This window comes from Rahnella sp. ATs2, assembly GCF_051851855.1.
Lineage (GTDB): Bacteria > Pseudomonadota > Gammaproteobacteria > Enterobacterales > Enterobacteriaceae > Rahnella > Rahnella variigena.
The window spans coordinates 41,793-62,120 of the sequence record NZ_JBLYPL010000009.1; the positions used below are offsets into that span (position 1 = coordinate 41,793).

20 protein-coding genes are annotated in these 20,328 nt (G+C 53.3%); 9 read left to right on the forward strand and 11 right to left on the reverse strand.

Annotation, left to right across the window (positions count from 1 at the left end; genetic code table 11):
* Positions 1-65 precede the first annotated feature (65 nt).
* Positions 66-1,346, forward strand: coding sequence for an ATP-grasp domain-containing protein (locus ACJY2G_RS11220; RefSeq protein WP_430318929.1), 1,281 nt, complete (start codon positions 66-68; stop codon positions 1,344-1,346).
* A 2-nt stretch (positions 1,347-1,348) separates the two neighbouring features.
* Positions 1,349-2,449 (forward strand): phosphoserine transaminase, encoded by a 1,101-nt coding sequence (locus tag ACJY2G_RS11225; protein WP_430318928.1) that lies wholly within the window; start codon positions 1,349-1,351, stop codon positions 2,447-2,449.
* A gap of 77 nt (positions 2,450-2,526) precedes the next feature.
* Here ACJY2G_RS11225 and ypfH read toward each other — a convergent pair whose 3' ends face one another.
* From ypfH to dapA, 7 genes are all read right to left on the reverse strand, one after another.
* Positions 2,527-3,177 (reverse strand): esterase, encoded by a 651-nt coding sequence (gene ypfH, locus ACJY2G_RS11230; RefSeq protein ID WP_120160270.1) that lies wholly within the window; start codon positions 3,175-3,177, stop codon positions 2,527-2,529.
* Between the two features lie 108 nt (positions 3,178-3,285).
* The gene (locus ACJY2G_RS11235; protein ID WP_439291756.1) at positions 3,286-5,271 is read right to left on the reverse strand and encodes a tRNA(Met) cytidine acetyltransferase TmcA; all 1,986 of its coding nucleotides are present in this window, start codon (positions 5,269-5,271) and stop codon (positions 3,286-3,288) included.
* 1 nt (position 5,272) lies between these two features.
* The gene (locus ACJY2G_RS11240) at positions 5,273-5,725 is read right to left on the reverse strand and encodes a DUF441 domain-containing protein (protein WP_112287584.1); all 453 of its coding nucleotides are present in this window, start codon (positions 5,723-5,725) and stop codon (positions 5,273-5,275) included.
* Positions 5,726-5,839: 114 nt separating this feature from the next.
* Positions 5,840-6,718 carry a KPN_02809 family neutral zinc metallopeptidase gene (gene ypfJ / locus ACJY2G_RS11245; protein WP_112287583.1) on the reverse strand — a complete coding sequence of 293 codons (879 nt, stop codon included), beginning with the start codon at positions 6,716-6,718 and terminating at the stop codon, positions 5,840-5,842.
* A 219-nt stretch (positions 6,719-6,937) separates the two neighbouring features.
* Positions 6,938-7,651, reverse strand: a complete 714-nt coding sequence (gene purC / locus ACJY2G_RS11250) for a phosphoribosylaminoimidazolesuccinocarboxamide synthase (protein WP_015698209.1) — start codon at positions 7,649-7,651, stop codon at positions 6,938-6,940.
* 56 nt (positions 7,652-7,707) lie between these two features.
* Positions 7,708-8,787 carry an outer membrane protein assembly factor BamC gene (gene bamC, locus ACJY2G_RS11255; protein WP_430318926.1) on the reverse strand — a complete coding sequence of 360 codons (1,080 nt, stop codon included), beginning with the start codon at positions 8,785-8,787 and terminating at the stop codon, positions 7,708-7,710.
* A 16-nt stretch (positions 8,788-8,803) separates the two neighbouring features.
* Positions 8,804-9,685, reverse strand: a complete 882-nt coding sequence (gene dapA, locus ACJY2G_RS11260; RefSeq protein WP_095925033.1) for a 4-hydroxy-tetrahydrodipicolinate synthase — start codon at positions 9,683-9,685, stop codon at positions 8,804-8,806.
* A 145-nt stretch (positions 9,686-9,830) separates the two neighbouring features.
* Here dapA and ACJY2G_RS11265 point away from each other — a divergent pair, with 145 nt between their 5' ends.
* Together ACJY2G_RS11265 and bcp are read left to right on the forward strand one after the other, a co-directional pair.
* Complete coding sequence (locus ACJY2G_RS11265) at positions 9,831-10,397, forward strand: glycine cleavage system transcriptional repressor (RefSeq protein ID WP_439291757.1); 567 nt, start codon at positions 9,831-9,833, stop codon at positions 10,395-10,397.
* A gap of 25 nt (positions 10,398-10,422) precedes the next feature.
* The gene (gene bcp, locus ACJY2G_RS11270; RefSeq protein WP_112287579.1) at positions 10,423-10,896 is read left to right on the forward strand and encodes a thioredoxin-dependent thiol peroxidase; all 474 of its coding nucleotides are present in this window, start codon (positions 10,423-10,425) and stop codon (positions 10,894-10,896) included.
* Positions 10,897-10,969: 73 nt separating this feature from the next.
* Here bcp and ACJY2G_RS11275 read toward each other — a convergent pair whose 3' ends face one another.
* Positions 10,970-12,052 carry an AI-2E family transporter gene (locus tag ACJY2G_RS11275; RefSeq protein WP_439291758.1) on the reverse strand — a complete coding sequence of 361 codons (1,083 nt, stop codon included), beginning with the start codon at positions 12,050-12,052 and terminating at the stop codon, positions 10,970-10,972.
* A 260-nt stretch (positions 12,053-12,312) separates the two neighbouring features.
* Between ACJY2G_RS11275 and ACJY2G_RS11280 the strand changes: the two genes are divergently transcribed.
* Complete coding sequence (locus tag ACJY2G_RS11280; protein ID WP_430319106.1) at positions 12,313-13,842, forward strand: M48 family metalloprotease; 1,530 nt, start codon at positions 12,313-12,315, stop codon at positions 13,840-13,842.
* 27 nt (positions 13,843-13,869) lie between these two features.
* On the forward strand, positions 13,870-14,226 hold the full coding sequence (gene arsC / locus ACJY2G_RS11285) for an arsenate reductase (glutaredoxin) (protein WP_217174156.1): 357 nt from the start codon (positions 13,870-13,872) through the stop codon (positions 14,224-14,226).
* A 64-nt stretch (positions 14,227-14,290) separates the two neighbouring features.
* On the opposite strand, the gene hda is transcribed toward arsC, so the two are convergent.
* From hda to upp, 3 genes are all read right to left on the reverse strand, one after another.
* Entirely contained in the window at positions 14,291-14,998 is a 708-nt protein-coding gene (hda, locus tag ACJY2G_RS11290; RefSeq protein ID WP_013576559.1) for a DnaA inactivator Hda, read from the reverse strand.
* Between the two features lie 164 nt (positions 14,999-15,162).
* Entirely contained in the window at positions 15,163-16,455 is a 1,293-nt protein-coding gene (gene uraA / locus ACJY2G_RS11295; RefSeq protein ID WP_430318924.1) for a uracil permease, read from the reverse strand.
* Between the two features lie 80 nt (positions 16,456-16,535).
* Complete coding sequence (gene upp, locus ACJY2G_RS11300; protein WP_095925026.1) at positions 16,536-17,162, reverse strand: uracil phosphoribosyltransferase; 627 nt, start codon at positions 17,160-17,162, stop codon at positions 16,536-16,538.
* A gap of 349 nt (positions 17,163-17,511) precedes the next feature.
* Here upp and purM point away from each other — a divergent pair, with 349 nt between their 5' ends.
* The 3 genes from purM (at position 17,512) to speG (ending at position 20,026) form a co-directional block, all read left to right on the forward strand.
* The gene (gene purM / locus ACJY2G_RS11305) at positions 17,512-18,549 is read left to right on the forward strand and encodes a phosphoribosylformylglycinamidine cyclo-ligase (RefSeq protein WP_120160253.1); all 1,038 of its coding nucleotides are present in this window, start codon (positions 17,512-17,514) and stop codon (positions 18,547-18,549) included.
* 42 nt (positions 18,550-18,591) lie between these two features.
* Positions 18,592-19,230 carry a phosphoribosylglycinamide formyltransferase gene (gene purN / locus ACJY2G_RS11310; protein ID WP_430318923.1) on the forward strand — a complete coding sequence of 213 codons (639 nt, stop codon included), beginning with the start codon at positions 18,592-18,594 and terminating at the stop codon, positions 19,228-19,230.
* Between the two features lie 220 nt (positions 19,231-19,450).
* A complete protein-coding gene (gene speG / locus ACJY2G_RS11315; protein WP_112287572.1) occupies positions 19,451-20,026 on the forward strand; it encodes a spermidine N1-acetyltransferase in 576 nt (191 codons plus the stop codon).
* The last annotated feature ends 302 nt before the right edge of the window (positions 20,027-20,328 follow it).

A 20,328-nucleotide genomic window follows, 5' to 3' on the forward strand; every position in this document is an offset into this window, starting at 1 on the left:
CGATTGACTTTCTCCCCTGCCGGTAACATGCAACGTGAAACCGATGCACGGAGAGAACACGTCCTTTGCAAACACTACCTATTTCCCACCCTGTTCAGGCTGCGTCTGAGCATTTCGACGCCACGCAATTTCTGGGACTGGCTCCGTTTTTACGTATGAGCATCGCCGGTGATGAGTGTACTGACATCGCACAGGAGCTGGTGACCCGCGCGCAGCAAAACCCTGATGACGCCGTGCTGTGGATGAACCTGTCCACCGTCATGTTGTGCCTGCAGCGCACCGATCTCGGGCTGACTATTCAGGATCAGGCGCTGGCTATGCAGCAGGTTTATACCCTGAATGCCGCACAACGACCGGCAAAAATGCGCCTGCTGATGCTGATGGTTCCCGGCACGTTATCGGCCAATGTGCCGCTGGATTGCCTGCTGGAAAACAGCGATATCGAGCTGATTTATTACTACATCACGCCCGAAGCGCCGTTTGAAGCGCCGATCCCTGAGCATGATGTGCTGATGGTCGCCATCAGCGCCACCACTGAAAACCTGTTCCTGTTACAGCAGCTGGAAAGTATCACCCGCCAGTGGCCGGTGCCTGTCATCAATGCGCCGCAACATATCCCCAACTCCGAGCGTCATAACGCCAGCACGTTGTTGCAAAATCAGCCGGGATTAACCATTGCGCAGGCGCATCCGGTGACATTCTCGGCTTTATCTGCGGTAGCGGAAGGCAACATCTCCCTGAGCAGCGCATTGCCCGGCAGTGATTTTCCGGTGATCCTGCGACCAGCCGGTTCGCACGGCGGTCATGGTCTGGAAAAAATAACCAGTCCGGATGAACTGGCCGGTTATCTGACCCGTATGCAGGTGGAAGATTATTTCCTTTCGCAGTTCATTGATTACAGCAACGCTGATGGTCAGTTCCGTAAATACCGTATTTCGCTGATCGACGGCGTGCCTTATGCCTGTCATATGGCGATTTCGTCGCACTGGATGGTGCATTACGTCAACGCCTTCATGTATGAAGATCAGAAAAAACGTGAAGAAGAAGCAGCGTTCCTGAATAACTTCCATGAATTCGTTGCCCGTCATCAGCAGGCGCTGAAGGCTATTTTTGAGACCACGCAGCTCGATTATCTGGGCATTGATTGCAGCGAAACGCCGGACGGCAGTTTGCTGGTCTTTGAAATCGATCCGGCGATGGTCGTCCACGCGATGGATCTGGAAGTGATGTTCCCGCACAAACAAATCCATATGAATAAAGTTAAAACAGCATGCCGAGAGTTGCTGTTATCCCGTGCCTTTGCGCACAGCGGTGCATCGGCTGATGCGCCAGAAGGAAAAGAATAATCATGATTTCACGTAACGCCCTTAATTTCTCCGGTGGTCCCGGCGCATTGCCGGAAGTCGTACTCGCACAAGTTGAAGCGGCGATCAAAGAAGTGCCGGAAGTCGGCCTGTCGATCCTCGGTATCAGCCACCGTTCCGACTGGTTTGCTTCCATTGTTGAAGAAACCGAAAACAACATCCGCACCCTGCTCGGCTTGTCGAAAGATTTCCACATTCTGTTCCTGCAGGGCGGCGCAACGCAGCAATTCTCGATGGTACCGATGACGCTGTTACGCGGTCAGAAACATGCCGCAGAATATCTGGATACCGGTTACTGGAGCAGCAAAGTCGTCACCGAAGCGCGTCGCGAAGGGCCGGTGAAAGTGCTGTGGAGCGGTGAATCTTGCGGGTTTAACCGCCTGCCCGCGGATGAAGAACTGGCGTTTTCGCCTGACGCACCGTATCTGCATTACGTGTCCAACGAAACGGTGGAAGGCTTACAGTTCCAGCGCGTTCTGGGACGTGACGATGTACCGCGTGTCTGCGATATGTCCTCTGATTTCCTGTCCAAACCCTGTGATGCCAATAAATTCTCGGTGATCTATGCCCACGCGCAGAAAAACATCGGCCCGGCGGGCGTCACTATCGTGCTGGTGCACGACACCGTGGTGAAAGCGTCGTCTGATGAATTGCCATCGTTCCTGAATTATCGCCGTCAGGTGGAATCCCATTCCAACCTCAATACGCCGCCGGTATTCGCGATTTATGTGGTACTGCTGGTCACGCGCTGGTTGCTCAATGATGTCGGCGGTCTGGACAATATGGAACAGACCAACCGCCACAAAGCGGAACTGCTGTACGCGATGCTCGATAACAGCGACGGTTTCTATAACGGCTGGAGCAGCAAAGCGGACCGTTCACAAATGAACGTGGCATTTAAACTGCCGGATGAATTGCTGGAGAAGAAATTCCTGGCGGAAAGCCATGAAGCAGGTTTCTCAGGTCTGTCAGGCCACCGCGCCATCGGCGGTATCCGTGCGTCTATCTATAACGCCCTTTCACTGCCAGCGGCGGAAAAGCTGACTAACTTTATGGATGATTTCATGCGTAAAAACCGCAAATAATCGCCATCAGGCAGACATAAAAAACGCCCCCGGTTGTCATGCAGCCGGGGGCGTTTCTTTTTTAAATCTCGGCAAAATCAGCGCTGATGCGATTTCGGCTCGTAATTCTGTAAATGAGCGATGGCGGTGTTGATCATATGCGAATCCAGTCCGTGGGCCATACCGGCCTGCAAATCCAGAGTACAGTCACAGCCCAGAGACTTCAGACGTTCTGCCGCACTTTTCGACTGGAACGGGTTGATCACCGGATCCTGCTCGCCGTGAATGAAATGTACCACCGTACCGGCGGCAATCGGCTGTTCCGGCAAAGACGAGAAACGTCCGCTGAAGGCGATAATGCGCGACGCCAGATGCTCTTCAACTTTCGTCGATTCCAGCGCCATGATGGTGCCCTGTGAGAAACCCACCAGCGTGGTGTGCTCCGGCGTGACACCCGTTTTCTGCTGCCAGTCACGGACAATCTGTACGAAAGCCGGCATTGCGGCATCCACACGCGGCTGACGGTTTTGTTCGGTCACGCCTTGTACGGAAAACCACTGGAAGCCGCGGCCAAAATCACAAATGTCAGGACTGCCGACGCTGATCACCTGCGCCTGCGGGAATGAAACAGCGAAAAACTTACCGATTTCGCCCATTGAAATCGGGTTATCACCCACGCCATGAAACAATAAAATCAGCTGGTTAGCTATTTCTTCCGGCTGCTGGACGATAATCTGTTCTGAGCTCATTGCTCTCTCCCGTTGTCGATTAATGGGTTCACTATACGCCGCCTGCCGGTCAGTGAAATCGGGTTTTATTGAACGAGTCTTTCCATTTTTTGCAATAAAACCGGTGACTTATTCCGCAGTTCCCGCGTCTTTCAGTGCCTGTTGTGTTTCCTGACGCCAGCGGGTCAGCAAGGCTTTACGGCCGGAAAGTTTCAGCGCCGAGACAATTTCTGCCACGCTCTGCCCCTGTTGCAGATAAGCGCGCAGCGCGGTCAGCGGCAAAACACTATGTAAAAGCAGGCGATTGAGCGCCGGTAAACTACTTTCCAGCGGACGATGAGCAAAAGCGAATCCGTTCAGTTCGCGCCAGTCCGCGTCGTCAGGCTGCGTGTCTGCCGGGCTGTTTAGCGGTAACACCAGATCCATCAGCGGCGCCAGCCAGCGCCAGTCACGGTTAAGCTGAGATTCTGCACTCTCTGCCAGCGCCTGCCCTGCCGCACTGAGCGGTAATATCGCCATCGCGGCATAACATCCGCTGCTGGCTTCTTTCTGCATACTGATACGCACCAGCCGGAATCCGGCCTGCTGCCATAATGACGCCAGACCTGACGTGTAGCCAAAACTCACCGACAGGAAATCCAGCCCCGCCTGCTGCGCACGCTGTTGCTGTTCCGCCAGCAAATCACGGGCAATACCCCGACGGCGAAACGCGGGATGTACCGCAATGCGGCTGACGCGCCGTGAACGTAATACGGCGGCTTCGGGGAAACCCGCGTGAGCCGCAAGTGATTGTGCGACCAGATTGCCCCGCGGACGTCGCCTGCCCGCCCAGACGTCCTGCGCCAGTTCCGCACTCAGTCCGCCCTCATCCACCAGCCATAACGCCCCCGTCAGCGTGTTGTGCATCCGCGATGCGCTGAAGATCATACCCGGCGCATCCAGCAGACGACGCAAATCCAGCGGTGACGTACGGTAATGCGCGCTGGTGAGCAGGCCGTAGAAATCCTGCAACAGTGCCGGTTCACTCAGCCAGTCTCCGGCATTAACCGGGACTATTTCTGATGTGCCGCACGTATGTTCAGCAACCGGCAGATGCTCATCAAACAGCAATAAATCGCTGATGAACGGTTCGAGGGTATCGGCAGCTGACCAGCGGACCGGCGCATTGAGACGCAGGTCATGCCACAGCGGCAAAGACGCACAGAATTTGAGTAAGAACCCGCGCCCCGTGCCTTCATATCCCTGAACCGTAGTGGTCAGCAACACACGCGGGAAAGCCGCAACCAGCTCTGAAAGCATCGGTGCCGGAATAGCAGCAGCTTCGTCGATAATCAGCCAGTCAGCGCCGGTGACAGCGCCTTCGCGGCATAACGCCAGCAGCGCATCAGGCGCGATAAAATGAGCAGATTCAGCTGGCTGATTAAGTATCTGGCTGGCCGACGCTTTGGCCGGTGCGGTCACGCAACAGCTGCCCGGCCACCGACGGATCAACATGCCCGCCAGCGTCGATTTACCCCGACCACGCGGCGCGGTCAGCACCCACACGCCGGACTGAGCCTGCATCAGTTGTTGTAAAATTTGCGATTGCTCAGCAGTGGGCTGACCGTCGGGTGGCAGCCAGTCAGCTGCAACGGGCAACGGCGCGAGCTCAAAAGGCTGATTCTGCCGCCAAACCGTGACGCTGCGGTATTTTTCAAGCAAAGACTGGAAACGACGGATAAAGCGCGGCGTGGGGATCGCCTGCGGCTGTTCGCTCCAGCGCAGGCTATCGGCATCCGGCGTGTCGGCCCAGGCGCTCCATTCCGGCACCAGTAAAATCAGCCAGCTTCCGGCTTTCAATGCGCCGGAAAATGCCGCCAGCGCCTCGACATTCAGGCTATGGCGGGCATCAAACACGCCGTGAAAAACATCCTGCCCCAGCAGCGTATGTGCCGCTGACGGCGAACAGGCGTTCACGTCGTCAGGCGCGGAATCACTGAGCCAGAGCCAGTCACCGGCACTCTGTGCGCAGAACTGAATGGCCTGTTGTTCACACCACTGCGCGTCGCCACTGAACACCAGCAAACGCCGGACGCCCAGCCGCTGCATCTGTTGCTGTGGCAAAGTGACTGACATGTCAGGTTTTCCCGACAATCATCGATAACAGACCGGCAGCGATCAGCGGCCCGACCGGCACACCTTTAAACATCGCCACGCCCAGCACGGTGCCTACCAGCAAACCCGCCACCAGATGCGGCTGTGTACCCATCAGTGTCAGGCCGCGTCCGCCAAGCCAGGACACCAGCACGCCCACCAGAATGGCGACAATGGATTTCCAGTGGAAGAAAGAATGCACCACGGTGCTGGCGCTGATTTTTCCGCTGGCAATCGGCGCCATCACGCCAATGGTCAGAATAATAATGCCGATGGTCAGACCGTATTTTTCAATCCACGGGAAAAAGTTGTTCAGCGGCGTAATGCGTACCGTAAGAAGGAAGAACATTGCGATGGTGACGGCGCTGTTGTGGCTGATGATGCCCAGACCGGCGAAGACAAGTAAAATCAAAAGGGTTGGATCGAGAAAAGCCATGGCATTCCCAGCGGTTCAACATGAGGAAAAAAGAGAGGCTCACTGAGCCTCTCTGGATCGGTCATTGATTATTGAACAGTTTTTGGCAGCAGACCAGCGCTTATTGCGTGTTAATCAGCGGCTGGCGAAGGTGTTGCACTGGTCAGGATTACCGGTATCAAATCCGCGTTTGAACCAGGTATAACGCTGTTCAGACGTACCGTGTGTGAAGCTGTCCGGCACAACGCGTCCCTGACTTTGCTGCTGTAAACGGTCATCGCCGATGGCACGCGCAGCATCCAGCGCTTCTTTCAGGTCGCCCTCTTCGAGAACGTTTTGCTGTTGCATGGCGTGTCCCCAGACACCGGCGTAGCAGTCAGCCTGCAATTCCATTTTCACCGACAGCTGATTCACCACCGTCTGCGATGCGCCCTGCTGCATTTCGCGAACCTTGCGCTCAGTACCCAGCAAGTTCTGCACATGGTGACCGACTTCGTGCGCGACCACATAGCCTTGCGCAAAATCACCGCCCGCGCCGAGTTTGTTCTGCAATTCCTGATAGAAAGACAAATCGATATACACCGTGCTGTCCGCCGGGCAGTAGAACGGGCCCATCACCGACTGGCCGGTACCGCAACCGGTACGGGTTGCGCCGCGATACATCACCAGTTTCGGCTCACGGTAAGTCATGCCCTGCTTCTGGAAAATCTCTTTCCAGGTGTCTTCCGTTGAGGCGAGGATCACCGAGGTGAATTTTGCCTGCTCATCATCTTTCGGGCTGATGGATTGTGACTGTGTCTGTTGCTGCATACCGCCGGACTGTCCGCCGTCAATCAGCGGAGTGAGGTCGATACCGTAATAACCGGCAACCAGCACCACAATGATAATCACAATGCCGCTTTTGCCACGGATAGGCAGACGCATCCCCCCGCCACCTAAACCGCCGCCGCCGTTAGATCCCTGTCCGCGTCTGTCTTCTACATTGTCGCTTTCGCGACGCCCTTGCCAACGCATAGATACCTCCAACCTGTTTTTTTAAGACTAGCCAGCACACGCAGTTAATACCATCTGCGAAAGGACGTAATTTTAGTGACGAAGGGATTAAATGAAAGGAATCAGTGTGAAAACAGGAAAATTAAATGCAGGGAAGAGAACGGGTGACGGAGACCATCACCCGTTAAGTGCGCACCACGTAAACGATTGCGCAGTCTGGCTAAAAAAATAATGCGCCGCTTAGTCCAGTTTCACACCAATACGGTGAGCCACTTCTTCATAGGCTTCAATCAGTCCACCGAGGCTCTGGCGATAACGGTCTTTGTCCATCTTGTTCAGGGTTTCTTTATCCCACAGGCGGCTGCCGTCTGGTGAGAACTCATCACCCAGCACCACTTCACCATTGAACAGACCGAATTCCAGTTTGAAATCGACCAGGATCAGACCGGCATCATCAAACAGTTTGCTCAGCACGTCGTTGGCTTTGTAGCTCAGCTCTTTCATGCGCGCGAGGTTTTCTTCGTTCACCCAGCCAAAGGTTTTGCAGTAAGACTCGTTGACCATCGGATCGTGCATCGCATCGTTTTTCAGGAACAGGTCGAACAACGGCGGGTTCAGTTCCAGACCTTCTTCAATGCCCAGACGTTTTACCAGCGAACCAGCAGCACGGTTACGGATAACGCATTCAACCGGGACCATATCCAGTTTTTTCACCAGCACTTCAGTGTCAGACAACAGGCGTTCCATTTGAGTAGGAATACCGGCTTCTTCCAGCTTAGCCATGATGAAATGGTTAAATTTGTTGTTAACCATACCTTTACGGTCGAACTGCTCAATACGCTGACCATCCAGTGCTGACGTATCGTTACGGAACTCCAGTACCAGAAGGTCCGGGTTTTCGGTGGTGTAGACGGTTTTCGCCTTGCCGCGATACAACTCAGCTAACTTTTGCATCTTTACTTACTCCAGTGGAAAAAACAGATGTAAAAAGGGGCCGGAGCCCCTTGGTATTATTTTGCGCTGCTCTGGCTAAACGCGGCCTGCATGACCGCCACCATCGCGTCGTTCTGCGACTGGCTGAGAGCATGTCCTTTCGGATCAAGGAACTGCAAGCTACTACGGTTGTCGAGGTCGCCAACCTGAAGTTTGTAATCACCGGAGCTGAGGCCCGGATCTTTCGCACCCAGTGTCTGCCACGCATCGTCATTCAGCGGTTTGTAAGTCACAGACATTGTGCCTTGCGGACGGCTGCTGTCGGTCACTTTCATGCCGGCTTTCGCCAGGGCATTAGGCAGACGATCCCAGACCACGCCGTAAGATGAACGGACGATCAGCACCGGTAAGCCGGTATCATCAGCGCCGCTCTGGACGTCGATATCACCTACGCGGCGGTTATCGAGACGCGCCTGAGTATCCTGCTGCACTTTATCCAGGTTCGCCGTGATGGCGTTCATCATCTGGCTGTTGTAGCGCTGGATTTCGGCAGTAGACGTCACCGCTTTATCTTGCTGTTTCAGCTCAAGCGTTTTCACGGTCAGTGCCAGCTGGTAGCTCTGCTGTTTCACGCTGATCTGATAACGGCCCTGATACTGGAAGTCTTCATCCGCACGATTCCAGTCAATGAAATCGGTGGAGAGCGTCTGGTTCGCGTCATCACGGTTGGCAATTTTGAATTTATTTTGCTCAACAGCTTTAACGACGTTGTTCCACAAATCACGGTTTTGCGGCGTGTTTTCCAGCAGCACGGTACTGGTGTCGCCGGAGAACTGAGTCTGAGAACCGTTCAGCAATGCCAGCGGCTGGGCAGGTGGACGAATGTCGAGCTGCTTACCTACCGCGCCCTGCATTGCGCCTTGCTGAATATCATAAGTGCCGTTCTGCACTGGCAGGATCATGCCTGATGGTGCTTTCAGCTCATGCAGCGCGGGCGCATCCAGGTAGGCTTCATCACCGCTCACCTGGCGCTTGTAGCGCTGGTCACTGGAACATGCAGCCAGCAGCATAATCAGGGAAACACCCACGACTTTTGCTACGGCTGTTTTCTGCAATCGGGTCATCTGGAAACTATTCTTGTCAAATAAAGAGGCCATCAAATCTTCCTAAGAGTTACAGCAAACCGGCGCTTTTTAATGCTTCTTCCACGACCGGACGGGCAGCATCTGTTAACGGCGTCATAGGCAGACGCATCGTATCGGTTGCCATCAAACCCAGTGCCTTACAGGCCCATTTCACCGGGATTGGGTTTGCTTCTACAAACAAATTCTGATGCAAAGGCATCAGGCGCTGATTCAGGCGACGCGCCTCGGCAAAATTGCCAAGAGCAGCCAGCTCACAAAGTTGTGCCATTTCACGGGCAGCGACGTTAGCAGTAACGGAAATAACGCCCTTGCCACCCAGCTGCATAAAGTCCAGACCACTGGCGTCATCGCCGCTCAGCAGAATGAAATCTTCATCATCAACCAACACTTGGATCTGACTAACACGACTTAAGTTCCCTGTTGCCTCTTTAACAGCAACAATATTCTTCAATTTTGCTAAACGCGCGATGGTCGGCGGCAGCATATCGCAGCCGGTACGTGAAGGCACGTTGTAGAGAATTTGCGGCAGGGAGGTGTTTTCAGCGATAGCTTTGAAGTGCTGATACAGGCCTTCCTGAGTCGGACGGTTGTAATAAGGGGTGACTGTCAGGCAGCCAACAACGCCACTTTTTTCAAAACGTTGCGTCAGAGAAATCGCTTCAGCGGTGGCATTTGCACCTGTGCCTGCGATCACCGGAATGCGGCCGTCGGCCAGTTCCAGTGTTTGTAAGACCACGTCACCATGCTCTTCGTGGCTCAGCGTTGCTGACTCTCCGGTTGTGCCAACGGAAACGATCGCCGCAGTACCACTGGACACATGATAATCAATCAGTTTTTTCAGACTTGCGCGATCGACGGCACCTTTGGTGTCCATCGGCGTAACCAGTGCAACAATACTTCCCGTAAACATTGACCTTCCCCTCCACAAACAGGTCACTCATGGTACTTTTGACACCACTGCAAAAGCAAGCAATCAACGAGCGGTAACCGCTTGTCCGGCGGTTTTTTTTATGTTTACCTTGGGAATACTCCAAAGCACGACAGGAAGACCCATTTTGCCGCAGCCACAACAACATTATCTGGTCATCACCGCGTTGGGTGCCGATCGCCCTGGTATCGTCAACACTATTACCCGTCAGGTGAGCAGCTGCGGCTGTAATATCGAAGACAGCCGGCTGGCAATGCTGGGCGATGAGTTTACGTTCATCATGCTGCTTTCCGGCAGCTGGAACGCCATCACCCTGATTGAATCCAGCCTGCCGCAAAAAGGGGCGGAGCTTGAATTGCTGATTGTGATGAAACGCACCAGCGCGCATGAGCGCCCGCCGATGCCGGCAACCGTGTGGGTGAAAGTGGAAGTCAAAGACTCGCCGCATCTGATTGAGCGTTTTACCGATTTATTCCATACGCATCAGATGAATATCGCCGAACTTGCGTCAAAAACGCGTCCGGCGGACGCCACGTTGCCCGCGCAGCTTTCTATCCAGATCACCGCGCACAGTGCGGCAAATACCGATCCGGCAATTATTGAGCAGGCGTTTCATCAGCTATGTACAGAACTGAAAGCGCAAGGCAGTATTAACGTCGTTAGTTATTCTGAGAATGAAGATAAACTGCAGTAACAGCTGAAAGATACGGAGAAAGACAATGAGCCCACTGAAAGCCGGTGATCCTGCGCCGCAATTTAGTTTACCCGATCAAGATGGTGAACAAATTAATCTGGCCGACTTCCAGGGACAGCGTGTCCTGGTCTATTTCTATCCAAAAGCCATGACCCCAGGTTGTACGGTACAGGCCTGCGGACTGCGCGATAACATGGATCAGTTGAAAAGTGCAGGCGTCGAAGTGCTGGGGATCAGCACCGATAAGCCAGAAAAACTGTCGCGTTTTGCTGAAAAAGAGCTGCTGAACTTCACGTTGCTTTCCGATGAAGATCATCAGGTCTGCGAGCAGTTTGGCGTATGGGGTGAAAAATCCTTTATGGGTAAAACCTACGACGGCATCCATCGCATCAGCTTCCTGCTCGACGGCAATGGCAAGGTCGAGAAAGTGTTCGACGACTTCAAAACCACTAACCACCATGACATCGTGATGGCCTATCTGAACGAGAAGTCTGCCTGATCTCTCACGCCTGACAAACGTTCATAAAAAAAAGCGCAGACGCGCTTTTTTATTTTTCACTCAGAGCCGGTTCTCAGACCGTTTCGTTCAGTGATTCATCCGGCCAGACGTGGACCACAGCTTTGACCAGCGTCGCCAGCGGTATTGCAAAGAATACACCCCAGAATCCCCACAGCCCGCCAAACACGACAACCGCCAGAATAATCACCAGCGGATGCAGGTTTACCGCCTCTGAGAACAGCAGCGGCACAATCACGTTACCATCGAGTCCCTGAACGACCAGATACGCGACAATCAGCGTCCAGAAATCCGCGCCGAGTCCCCACTGGAACATCGCCACAATCACCACCGGAATGGTCACCAGCATCGCGCCGATATACGGGATAAGCACAGATACGCCCACCAGCACCGCCATCAGCAACGAGTAACGCATGTCCATCACCACAAATACCAGATAAGTGGCGACACCGACGATGATCATCTCCAGCACTTTACCGCGGATATAATTAGTAATTTGCTGATTCATCTCCACCCAAACCTGTCCGGCCAGCCCGCGATCGCGTGGCAGCACGCGATCGCGTGGCAGCACGCGACGCACGGCATTGAGCATCTGCTCTTTATCTTTGAGGAGGAAGAACACCATCATCGGCACCAGAATCAGGTAAATCGCCAGCGTCAGTAACCCAACCAGCGAGGCCAGTGAATATTTCACCACAGACTCGCCCAGCCCGGATAACTTGCTGCGCATGTTTTCGGCCATCATATCGATGATACCGGCATCGACCAGCGCCGGATAACGCTTGGGTAACGTGGCTGCAAAATCGTAAAAACGGTTAAGCATACTGGGCAAATCTGTCATCAGATTCACGCCCTGTTGCCAGGTAACCGGCGCTATAACGAACATGCCGAGCAGTAAAATACCGGCAAAAATAATCAGCACGACGCTGACGGAAAGCGTGCGGGAAAGCCCGATATGTTGCAGACGAACAGTTGGCCATTCCAGTAAATACGCCAGAACAATCGCCACCAGAAGCGGAGCAAGAATGCCATTAAGAAAATAAAGAATACAAAAACCCGCGACCAGGATGGCCAGCAGCGCAATGGCCTGGGGATCGGTAAAGCGACGGCGATACCACTGTAACAACATGTCCAACATCAGAGAACGCTCCTGTAGTTTCCTGTTCTGGCGGGTGTGCGCTGTATGTTCCCTGCGCGCGCAGACACAAGTAACTATCTAAAAAATTCGTTGTCATACAACTGTAGCTGCACAGTGTTTTAAACTCTCACGAGGATAGCTACTATAGAGACAGGCGCAAAGAAAAGCGTCAGAAAATAATGGTCTGACTCACTGATCATGGAAGAAAGGCTCGCAAAGCTCATCGGTATCGCGGTTCACTTATTGGGAAGCAAATGTTTATGGTCATGCGGTTGAAAAAAACGGTGATTGCCCTGTGTCTGGGCAGCCTGCTCACAGGCTCTATTCTGCCCGCAGGTGCGGATGACAGTTCATTCTGGTCAACGCCGGTGGGTTCTGCCAAAACCAGTTCACCCCTGGCTCCGCCGGTAAGCGACCAGTTACCCGATATCGGTACCACCGCAGGCGGCACGCTGAGCATCAATCAGGAACTGCAGATGGGCGATTTTTACGTCCGTCAGATGCGCGCCAGCACGCCGCTGATAAACGATCCGCTGCTTAATCAGTACGTCAATGAACTTGGCCAGCGGCTGGTAGCACACGCTTATTCCGTCCGTACTCCTTTTCATTTTTTTATCGTCAATAACGATGAACTGAACGCCTTTGCTTTCTTTGGCGGCAACGTGGTGATCCACTCTTCCCTGTTCCGTTATACCGATAATGAGAGCCAGCTGGCTTCGGTTATGGCGCACGAAATTTCCCACGTGACCCAGCGCCATCTGGCGCGCGCGATGGAAGATCAGCAGCGCAACGCCCCGCTGACCTGGGTGGGCGCACTGGGCTCTATCCTGCTGGCGATGGCCAGCCCGCAAATGGGCATGGCAGCGCTGACCGGTACGCTGGCAGGCACGCAGCAAGGCATGATCAGCTTCACGCAAGGCAATGAGCAGGAAGCGGACCGTATCGGCATTCAGGTTTTGCAGCGTGCCGGATTTGATCCGCAGGCCATGCCCGCCTTCCTGCAAAAACTGGCCGATCAGGCCAGCTATTCGACCCGCCCGCCGGAAATGCTGCTGACGCACCCGTTACCCGACAGCCGTCTGGCCGATATCCGCAACCGCGCCAACCAGATGCCGCACCCGATTGTGCAATCTTCACAAGATTACACCATGGCGAAAGTGCGCATATTGGGGATGTACGGTTCCGACAGTTTCCCGCTGAGCGATGATTATTTACTGAAGCTGAGCAACGGCAATATCCGTGAGCAGCTGGCAGCAAAATACGGCCATGCGCTGCAATTCTACAAAGCTAAAAAATACGATCAGGCACGGGCGATCCTCGAGCCGCTGCTGGCACAAAATCCCGGCAACGAATGGTTGCTGGATTTAGCGACCGATACCGATATCGAGAGCAAACGTGCACCGCAGGCTATTGCGCGTCTGGAACAGGCGGGTGCGGCGACCAGTTCAAATCCGGTACTTCAGCTCAATCTGGCCAACGCTTACCTCGAAGGGGCGAAACCGGCCAATGCCATGAAGATCCTCAACCGCTATACTTTCAATTACCCGGGTGATCCGAATGGATGGGATCTGTTATCTCAGGCAGCTGCGGCGCAGGGTTTGCGTGCGCAGGAACTGGCCGCCAGAGCGGAAAGCATGGCGTTAATAGGCCGTCTGGATCAGGCGATTGAAATGCTGAGCAACGCCAGCGCATTACAAAAACTAGGCAGTCTGGAACAGGCCCGTTACGACGCACGCATCGACCAGCTTCGTCAGTTGCAGGGGCGATTCCGTCAGTATCAGAAAGGCTGATTTCAGCGCCAGAATGGAGAAATTTTAATGCCACATGATGTCGCGATTTACCACAACCCGGCGTGTTCAAAAAGCCGTGAGACCCTGAAATTACTGGAAGCAGAAGGCATTGAGCCGCAGGTGATTTTGTATCTGGAAACTCAGCCGTCGGTGGATAAGCTGAAAGAACTGCTGGGGCTGCTGGGCTTTAGCTCGGCGCGGGAACTGATGCGCAAAGGCGAGCAGATTTATAAGGATCTGAATCTTAAGGATAAAGACCTGAGCGAGGAACAACTGTTACAGGCAATGGCGGATCATCCGCGGCTGATTGAACGTCCGATTGTGGTTGCCAACGGCAAAGCGCGTTTAGGTCGTCCGCCGGAACAGGTGAAAGAGATTTTATAACCCCGCCAGTACATTCGGGTTCGGTTCACGAACCCGGCTGTCCTTTCCCATTAAAGCCTTCCGCTCACAGCCCGAGAATTTCTTTCACGAACGGGATCGTCAGTTTGCGTTGCGCGGTGATAGATGCGCGATCGAGCTGATCGAGCGTCATAAACAGCGTACGCATTTCCCTGTCCAGCCGTTTTAACAGGAAACGGCCCACGTCTTCCGGCAATTCAAAGCCGCGCAGTTTGGCGCGTAACTGCAATGCCTGAAGTTTTTCTTCGTCGGAAAGTGGCTGAAGTTTGTAGATTTGCCCCCAGTCGAGACGGGAAGCCAGATCCGGCAGGCTGAGATTCAGCTGACGCGGAGGACGATCGCCGGTAATAAACAGACGCGTGCGACCGGTTTCAAGAATGCGGTTATAGAGATGGAAAACAGCGGCTTCCCATTCATCATCACCGGCAATGCCTTCAATATTATCGATACACACCAGCGCCAGATGCTCCATGCCGTCCAGCACTTCCGGCACGAAATAAGCCCGCTTGTCTAAAGGCACATACCCCACCGCTTCGCCGCGCTGCGATAATTCTGCGCAAGCTGCGTGTAACAGATGGCTGCGGCCGCCGCCCTCGCGTGACCAGAAATAAATATAGGTGCCGTGTTCCTGATGCAATGCGCTCTGAATGGCAGATAGCAGAGAAGGGTTTTCCCCCGGATAAAAACTGGCAAAGGTTTCATCATCGGGTAGATAAAGTGGCAGGGAAAGCTGTGCCGGCGTATTCAGAAGCACCTCAACCGAAGCGGCATAAAGACCGCAGATGTTGTCACGTCAATAAAAGGAACTGCCGAATTCTAGCAAGGATCCGTCGTGAAATGAACTGTACCCGGTGCAACCGCTTGCGATCCGAGCACCTGACCGGCAAGCAGCTGCCTGACGGTCAGGAATGATCACGGTCAGACTGGCGGATTTTCCCGCTCATCTTCCACGTCAATGATCTTTTCTTCGCCGCGGAAAATCTCAATCACTTTGAACAACAGGCTCAGGAAGATACCGACGATCGTCGCCAGCGCCATGCCTTTCAGCTCAGCAGCACCGATGTGGATCTTCGCTCCGCTGACGCCGATGATCAGGATCACCGCAGTCAGGATCAGGTTCTGCGCTTTGTTGTAATCGACTTTCGATTCAATCAGTACGCGGATCCCCGAAGCGCCAATCACGCCGTAAAGCAGCAGCGAGACGCCGCCCATCACCGGTACCGGCACCGCCTGAATGGCCGCCGCCAGTTTCCCGATACAGGAAAGCAGAATAGCCAGAATTGCCGCGCCGCCGATAACCCAGGTGCTGTAAACCTTGGTGATCGCCATCACGCCGATGTTTTCGCCGTAGGTGGTGTTTGGCGTCGAACCGAAGAAACCTGACAGCACGGTAGAAAGACCGTTCGCCAGCATCGAACGGTGCAAACCCGGATCCCGCAGCAAATCTTTCTTCACGATGTTTGCCGTCACGACCAGATGCCCGACGTGCTCAGCAATCACCACCAGCGCTGCAGGCAGGATGGTGAGGATAGCCACCCATTCAAAACGCGGCGTATAGAAAGTTGGCAGCGCGAACCAGTGTGCGTTTTCAATAGCAGATACATCCACTACGCCCATGAAGAACGAGAGTGCATAACCGACCAGCACGCCAATCAGGATCGGGATAATCGCCAGGAAACCGCGGAACAGTACGGAACCCAGAATCGTCACCGACAGCGTCACCAGAGAAATGGTGATGGTGGTGGAATCCACGGTTGCGCCATCGGCAGGCAGCAATCCGGCCATATTCGCTGCGACACCGGCCAGTTCAAGCCCGATGACAGCCACGATTGCACCCATCGCCGCGGGCGGGAACATCACGTTGATCCAGCCAATCCCGGCTTTCTTAACAATCAGCGCCACCAGACAAAACAGTAAACCGCAGGCAATAAATCCGCCCAGCGCCACTTCATACCCCATCGGCAACAGCAACAGCACAGGTGAAATAAACGCGAAACTCGAGCCGAGATACGCCGGTATCTTCCCTTTACAGACAAATAAATACAGCAAAGTCCCTATGCCATTGAACAGCAGCACCGTCGCCGGGTTTATCTTAAACAGAATGGGAACCAGAACGGTGGCACCAAACATGGCAAACAGATGCTGGAAACTCAGGGGGATTGTCTGCAGCAATGGCGGACGTTCGCTTACCCCGATGACACGACGGGTCATGAATGTGATCCTCTGTAAAAATGGCGGGTAAAAAAATCTCAAAAAAAAGCCGACTGCTTAGTCGGCTTATTGCTAATTGCTTACTTCGTACCAAATATCTTGTCGCCCGCATCACCGAGCCCCGGGATGATGTAGCCTTTCTCGTTGAGCCCCTGATCCACCGAGGCGGTGTAGAGTTCAACGTCCGGGTGCGCGGCTTCGAGAGCGGCGATCCCTTCCGGTGCGGCAACCAGCACCAGCACTTTAATGCTCTGGCAGCCGGCTTTTTTCAGCAGGTCGATGGTGGCAATCATAGAACCACCGGTGGCCAGCATCGGGTCAACGACCAGCGCCAGACGTTCTTCGATGTTAGAAACCAGCTTCTGGAAATACGGCACAGGTTTCAGGGTTTCTTCATCACGGTACACGCCGACGACGCTGATACGCGCACTCGGAACGTGCTCCAGTACGCCTTCCATCATGCCCAGACCGGCACGCAGGATTGGCACGACAGTAATTTTCTTGCCTTTGATCTGATCGATTTCCACCGGGCCATTCCAGCCTTCGATGGTGACTTTTTCAGTTTCTAAATCGGCAGTCGCTTCATACGTCAGCAGACTTCCCACCTCAGAAGCCAGTTCGCGAAAACGTTTCGTGCTGATGTCGTTTTCACGCATCAGGCCCAGCTTGTGTTTCACCAGCGGGTGTTTCACCTCGACGATCTTCATTATTTATTCTCCTAAGGTGGTTGAGCTGCAAAAAAAAAATCGCGAGATTATAACGCCATTTTTTTTGAACGCCATACCAATTAGCCTGATCCAAATCAACTTATCCTTCTTCATTGAAGCCGCAGCTGCGTTAGCGGCTGTCTCTCACCCGAATCACTGACTCAATTCAGCTCATCGGGATTCGCTCGTTTGCTACCTTGCTGCAACGCCAATGACTTCGGCTAAGTGTTGTATCTTTAAGTATAGATAGTGACTCTGAATAAGGCGCTCGCAAACGTTTGCTTCCACTGTTAGAATTGCCCCGCTTTATTCTTCAACCACCAACCCAAACCGCCGTGGGGACTTCGCAGTGACCGACAAAACCTCTCTCAGCTATAAAGACGCAGGCGTAGATATCGATGCCGGTAACGCATTGGTAGATCGCATTAAAGGTGTAGTAAAACAGACCCGTCGCCCGGAAGTTATGGGTGGATTAGGGGGTTTTGGTGCTCTCTGCGCGCTGCCGCAAAAATATCGTGAACCCGTGCTGGTTTCGGGTACCGACGGCGTTGGCACTAAGCTGCGTCTGGCGATGGATTTAAAGCGCCACGATACTATCGGTATCGACCTGGTCGCGATGTGCGTCAACGATTTGATCGTTCAGGGCGCTGAACCCCTCTTCTTCCTCGACTATTACGCCACCGGCAAACTGGACGTCGATATCGCCGCCAGTGTGATCACCGGTATTGCAGAAGGCTGTAAACAGTCTGGCTGTGCGTTAGTCGGCGGCGAAACCGCTGAAATGCCGGGCATGTACCACGGCGAAGATTACGACGTCGCCGGATTCTGTGTTGGCGTAGTGGAAAAATCAGAAATTATCGATGGCAGCAAAGTGGCTGACGGCGATGTGCTGATCGGCCTCGCCGCCAGTGGCCCGCACTCCAACGGTTACTCCCTGGTGCGCAAAATTCTGGAAGTCAGCAACACTGACCCGGAAACCACCACGCTGGCAGGCAAATCCCTGGCCGATCACCTGCTGGCACCGACCAAAATTTACGTGAAGTCGATCCTCAATCTGATCGAAAACGTGGACGTTCACGGTATCGTTCACCTGACCGGTGGCGGCTTCTGGGAAAACATTCCGCGCGTACTGCCGGAAAACACTCAGGTCATCATCGAAGAAGCCAGCTGGCAGTGGCCGGACGTCTTCACCTGGTTGCAGACTACCGGTAACGTCAGCCGTCACGAAATGTACCGCACCTTTAACTGTGGCGTGGGCATGGTGGTCGCACTTCCGGCAGAACTTGCCGACCAGGCCATTGCTTTACTGAATGACAAGGGTGAAAAAGCGTGGAAAATTGGCTATGTTAAGGCCTCTGACTCCGCTGAGCGCGTCGTTATTGAGTAATCAGTCAGGTCACTCTATTCACTGAAGACGACAGGTAGGGATATGAAAAGGATTGTGGTTCTGGTATCGGGCGAGGGAAGCAACTTACAGGCCCTGATCGATGCCTGCCAGCAGGGACGAATCAACGCAGAAATCAGTGCAGTCTTCAGTAATAAAATCGCTGCATACGGGCTTGAAAGAGCCCGTTTAGCCGATATTCCGGCACATGCGCTGGATGTAAAAGCTTACGAAGATCGCATCGCCTTTGACGTTGCACTGGCTGACGCTATTGAAATCTTTAAGCCCTCTCTGGTGGTTCTCGCCGGTTACATGCGGATCCTGAGCGCCGAATTCGTTCAGCGTTTTGCGGGGCGCATGATTAACATCCACCCTTCCCTGCTGCCGAAATATCCGGGTTTGCATACTCACCGTCAGGCGATTGAAAATCAGGATGCCGAACACGGCACGTCCGTACATTTCGTGACGGAAGAACTTGATGGCGGCCCGGTAATTTTACAGGCCAAAGTGCCGGTTTTTGCTGAGGATACGGAAGAAGAGCTGGTTGCCCGCGTGCAAACGCAGGAACACAGCATTTATCCGCTGGTGGTCAGCTGGTTTGTTGACGGACGTTTATCACTGCAAAACGGTCAGGCGTTTCTGGATAACAAACCGCTTTCTGAACGCGGATACGCAGAAGATTAATCTGTACTTGCCTCACGATTTCACTATAAACCGGCCACGTGCCGGTTTTTTATTTTCCGTCATTTGACATTTGTTTACATTTTACCCGATATAATGCACATCCCGGCGCACGTTTAAACGTCGTTTGTGCGCCGACCTTCATCTGAAACACAGTTGTTTCAGACCTCATATTTACGAAGGTTACCCTCATAAAACGGCTTTTATAGTTGAGGAACACCCCATGTTTAGCCATAACAGCGTCAGATTACGTCCACTGGAAAAGGACGACCTGTCGTTTGTTCACCGTCTTGATAATAACGCCAGCATCATGCGTTACTGGTTTGAAGAACCTTACGAGGCTTTCGTCGAACTGACCGACTTGTATCACAAGCACATCCATGACCAGAGCGAACGCCGCTTTATTATAGAATTCGAAAGCGGACCGGTCGGCTTAGTGGAGCTGGTGGAAATTAATCATATTCACCGCCGCGCGGAATTTCAGATAATCATTGACCCGCAACATCAGGGCAAAGGCTTTGCCGGTGATGCCGTGCGTCTGGCGATGGATTATGCCTTCTCAGTTCTGAACCTCTACAAACTGTATTTAATCGTCGATAAAGAAAATAAAAAGGCGATCCACATTTACAGCAAATTAGGGTTTGAGATCGAAGGTGAACTGAAACAGGAATTCTTTGTGAACGGTGAATACCGCAGTGCCATCCGCATGTGTATTTTCCAGCCGCAATTCCTGGCGAAGTACAAAACCAAACCGGTTCAGGTCAAAACTGAATCACTGATTGGCGCCAGCGCGGTGTAGTTTAGTGCGGTGTAGTTTAGTGCTGTATAGTTTAGTGCTGTACAGTTTAGCGCAGTAAAAATCAGGCCATACTTTACCGGTGAGGGGAAAAGAACTCCTTCACCGGTAAGACTTTTCCTGCCTTTTTCTCTCATTTATTCCCCTGATATAAACTCTCCTGAAATCATCCCCAGTTATGTTGGACTTTCCTGTCAATCTTTCGCAATATTGATAGCAGACACTAGGCCCCTCTCACTGACAACTTCCTGTTGCGCTGACCTGAAAATATGGCCCGTAACACGAGGAATAAGCTGAGCTAAATT

What these genes read in the sequence shown, in the direction of transcription:
- ACJY2G_RS11225 (WP_430318928.1), top strand. Translation starts at nt 1,349, where the DNA reads ATGATTTCACGTAACGCCCTTAATTTCTCCGGTGGTCCCGGCGCATTG.
- ypfH (WP_120160270.1), bottom strand. Translation starts at nt 3,177, where the DNA reads ATGAGCTCAGAACAGATTATCGTCCAGCAGCCGGAAGAAATAGCTAAC.
- ACJY2G_RS11235 (WP_439291756.1), bottom strand. Translation starts at nt 5,271, where the DNA reads ATGTCAGTCACTTTGCCACAGCAACAGATGCAGCGGCTGGGCGTCCGG.
- ACJY2G_RS11240 (WP_112287584.1), bottom strand. Translation starts at nt 5,725, where the DNA reads ATGGCTTTTCTCGATCCAACCCTTTTGATTTTACTTGTCTTCGCCGGT.
- ypfJ (WP_112287583.1), bottom strand. Translation starts at nt 6,718, where the DNA reads ATGCGTTGGCAAGGGCGTCGCGAAAGCGACAATGTAGAAGACAGACGC.
- purC (WP_015698209.1), bottom strand. Translation starts at nt 7,651, where the DNA reads ATGCAAAAGTTAGCTGAGTTGTATCGCGGCAAGGCGAAAACCGTCTAC.
- bamC (WP_430318926.1), bottom strand. Translation starts at nt 8,787, where the DNA reads ATGGCCTCTTTATTTGACAAGAATAGTTTCCAGATGACCCGATTGCAG.
- dapA (WP_095925033.1), bottom strand. Translation starts at nt 9,685, where the DNA reads ATGTTTACGGGAAGTATTGTTGCACTGGTTACGCCGATGGACACCAAA.
- bcp (WP_112287579.1), top strand. Translation starts at nt 10,423, where the DNA reads ATGAGCCCACTGAAAGCCGGTGATCCTGCGCCGCAATTTAGTTTACCC.
- ACJY2G_RS11275 (WP_439291758.1), bottom strand. Translation starts at nt 12,052, where the DNA reads ATGTTGGACATGTTGTTACAGTGGTATCGCCGTCGCTTTACCGATCCC.
- ACJY2G_RS11280 (WP_430319106.1), top strand. Translation starts at nt 12,313, where the DNA reads ATGGTCATGCGGTTGAAAAAAACGGTGATTGCCCTGTGTCTGGGCAGC.
- arsC (WP_217174156.1), top strand. Translation starts at nt 13,870, where the DNA reads ATGCCACATGATGTCGCGATTTACCACAACCCGGCGTGTTCAAAAAGC.
- uraA (WP_430318924.1), bottom strand. Translation starts at nt 16,455, where the DNA reads ATGACCCGTCGTGTCATCGGGGTAAGCGAACGTCCGCCATTGCTGCAG.
- upp (WP_095925026.1), bottom strand. Translation starts at nt 17,162, where the DNA reads ATGAAGATCGTCGAGGTGAAACACCCGCTGGTGAAACACAAGCTGGGC.
- purN (WP_430318923.1), top strand. Translation starts at nt 18,592, where the DNA reads ATGAAAAGGATTGTGGTTCTGGTATCGGGCGAGGGAAGCAACTTACAG.
- speG (WP_112287572.1), top strand. Translation starts at nt 19,451, where the DNA reads ATGTTTAGCCATAACAGCGTCAGATTACGTCCACTGGAAAAGGACGAC.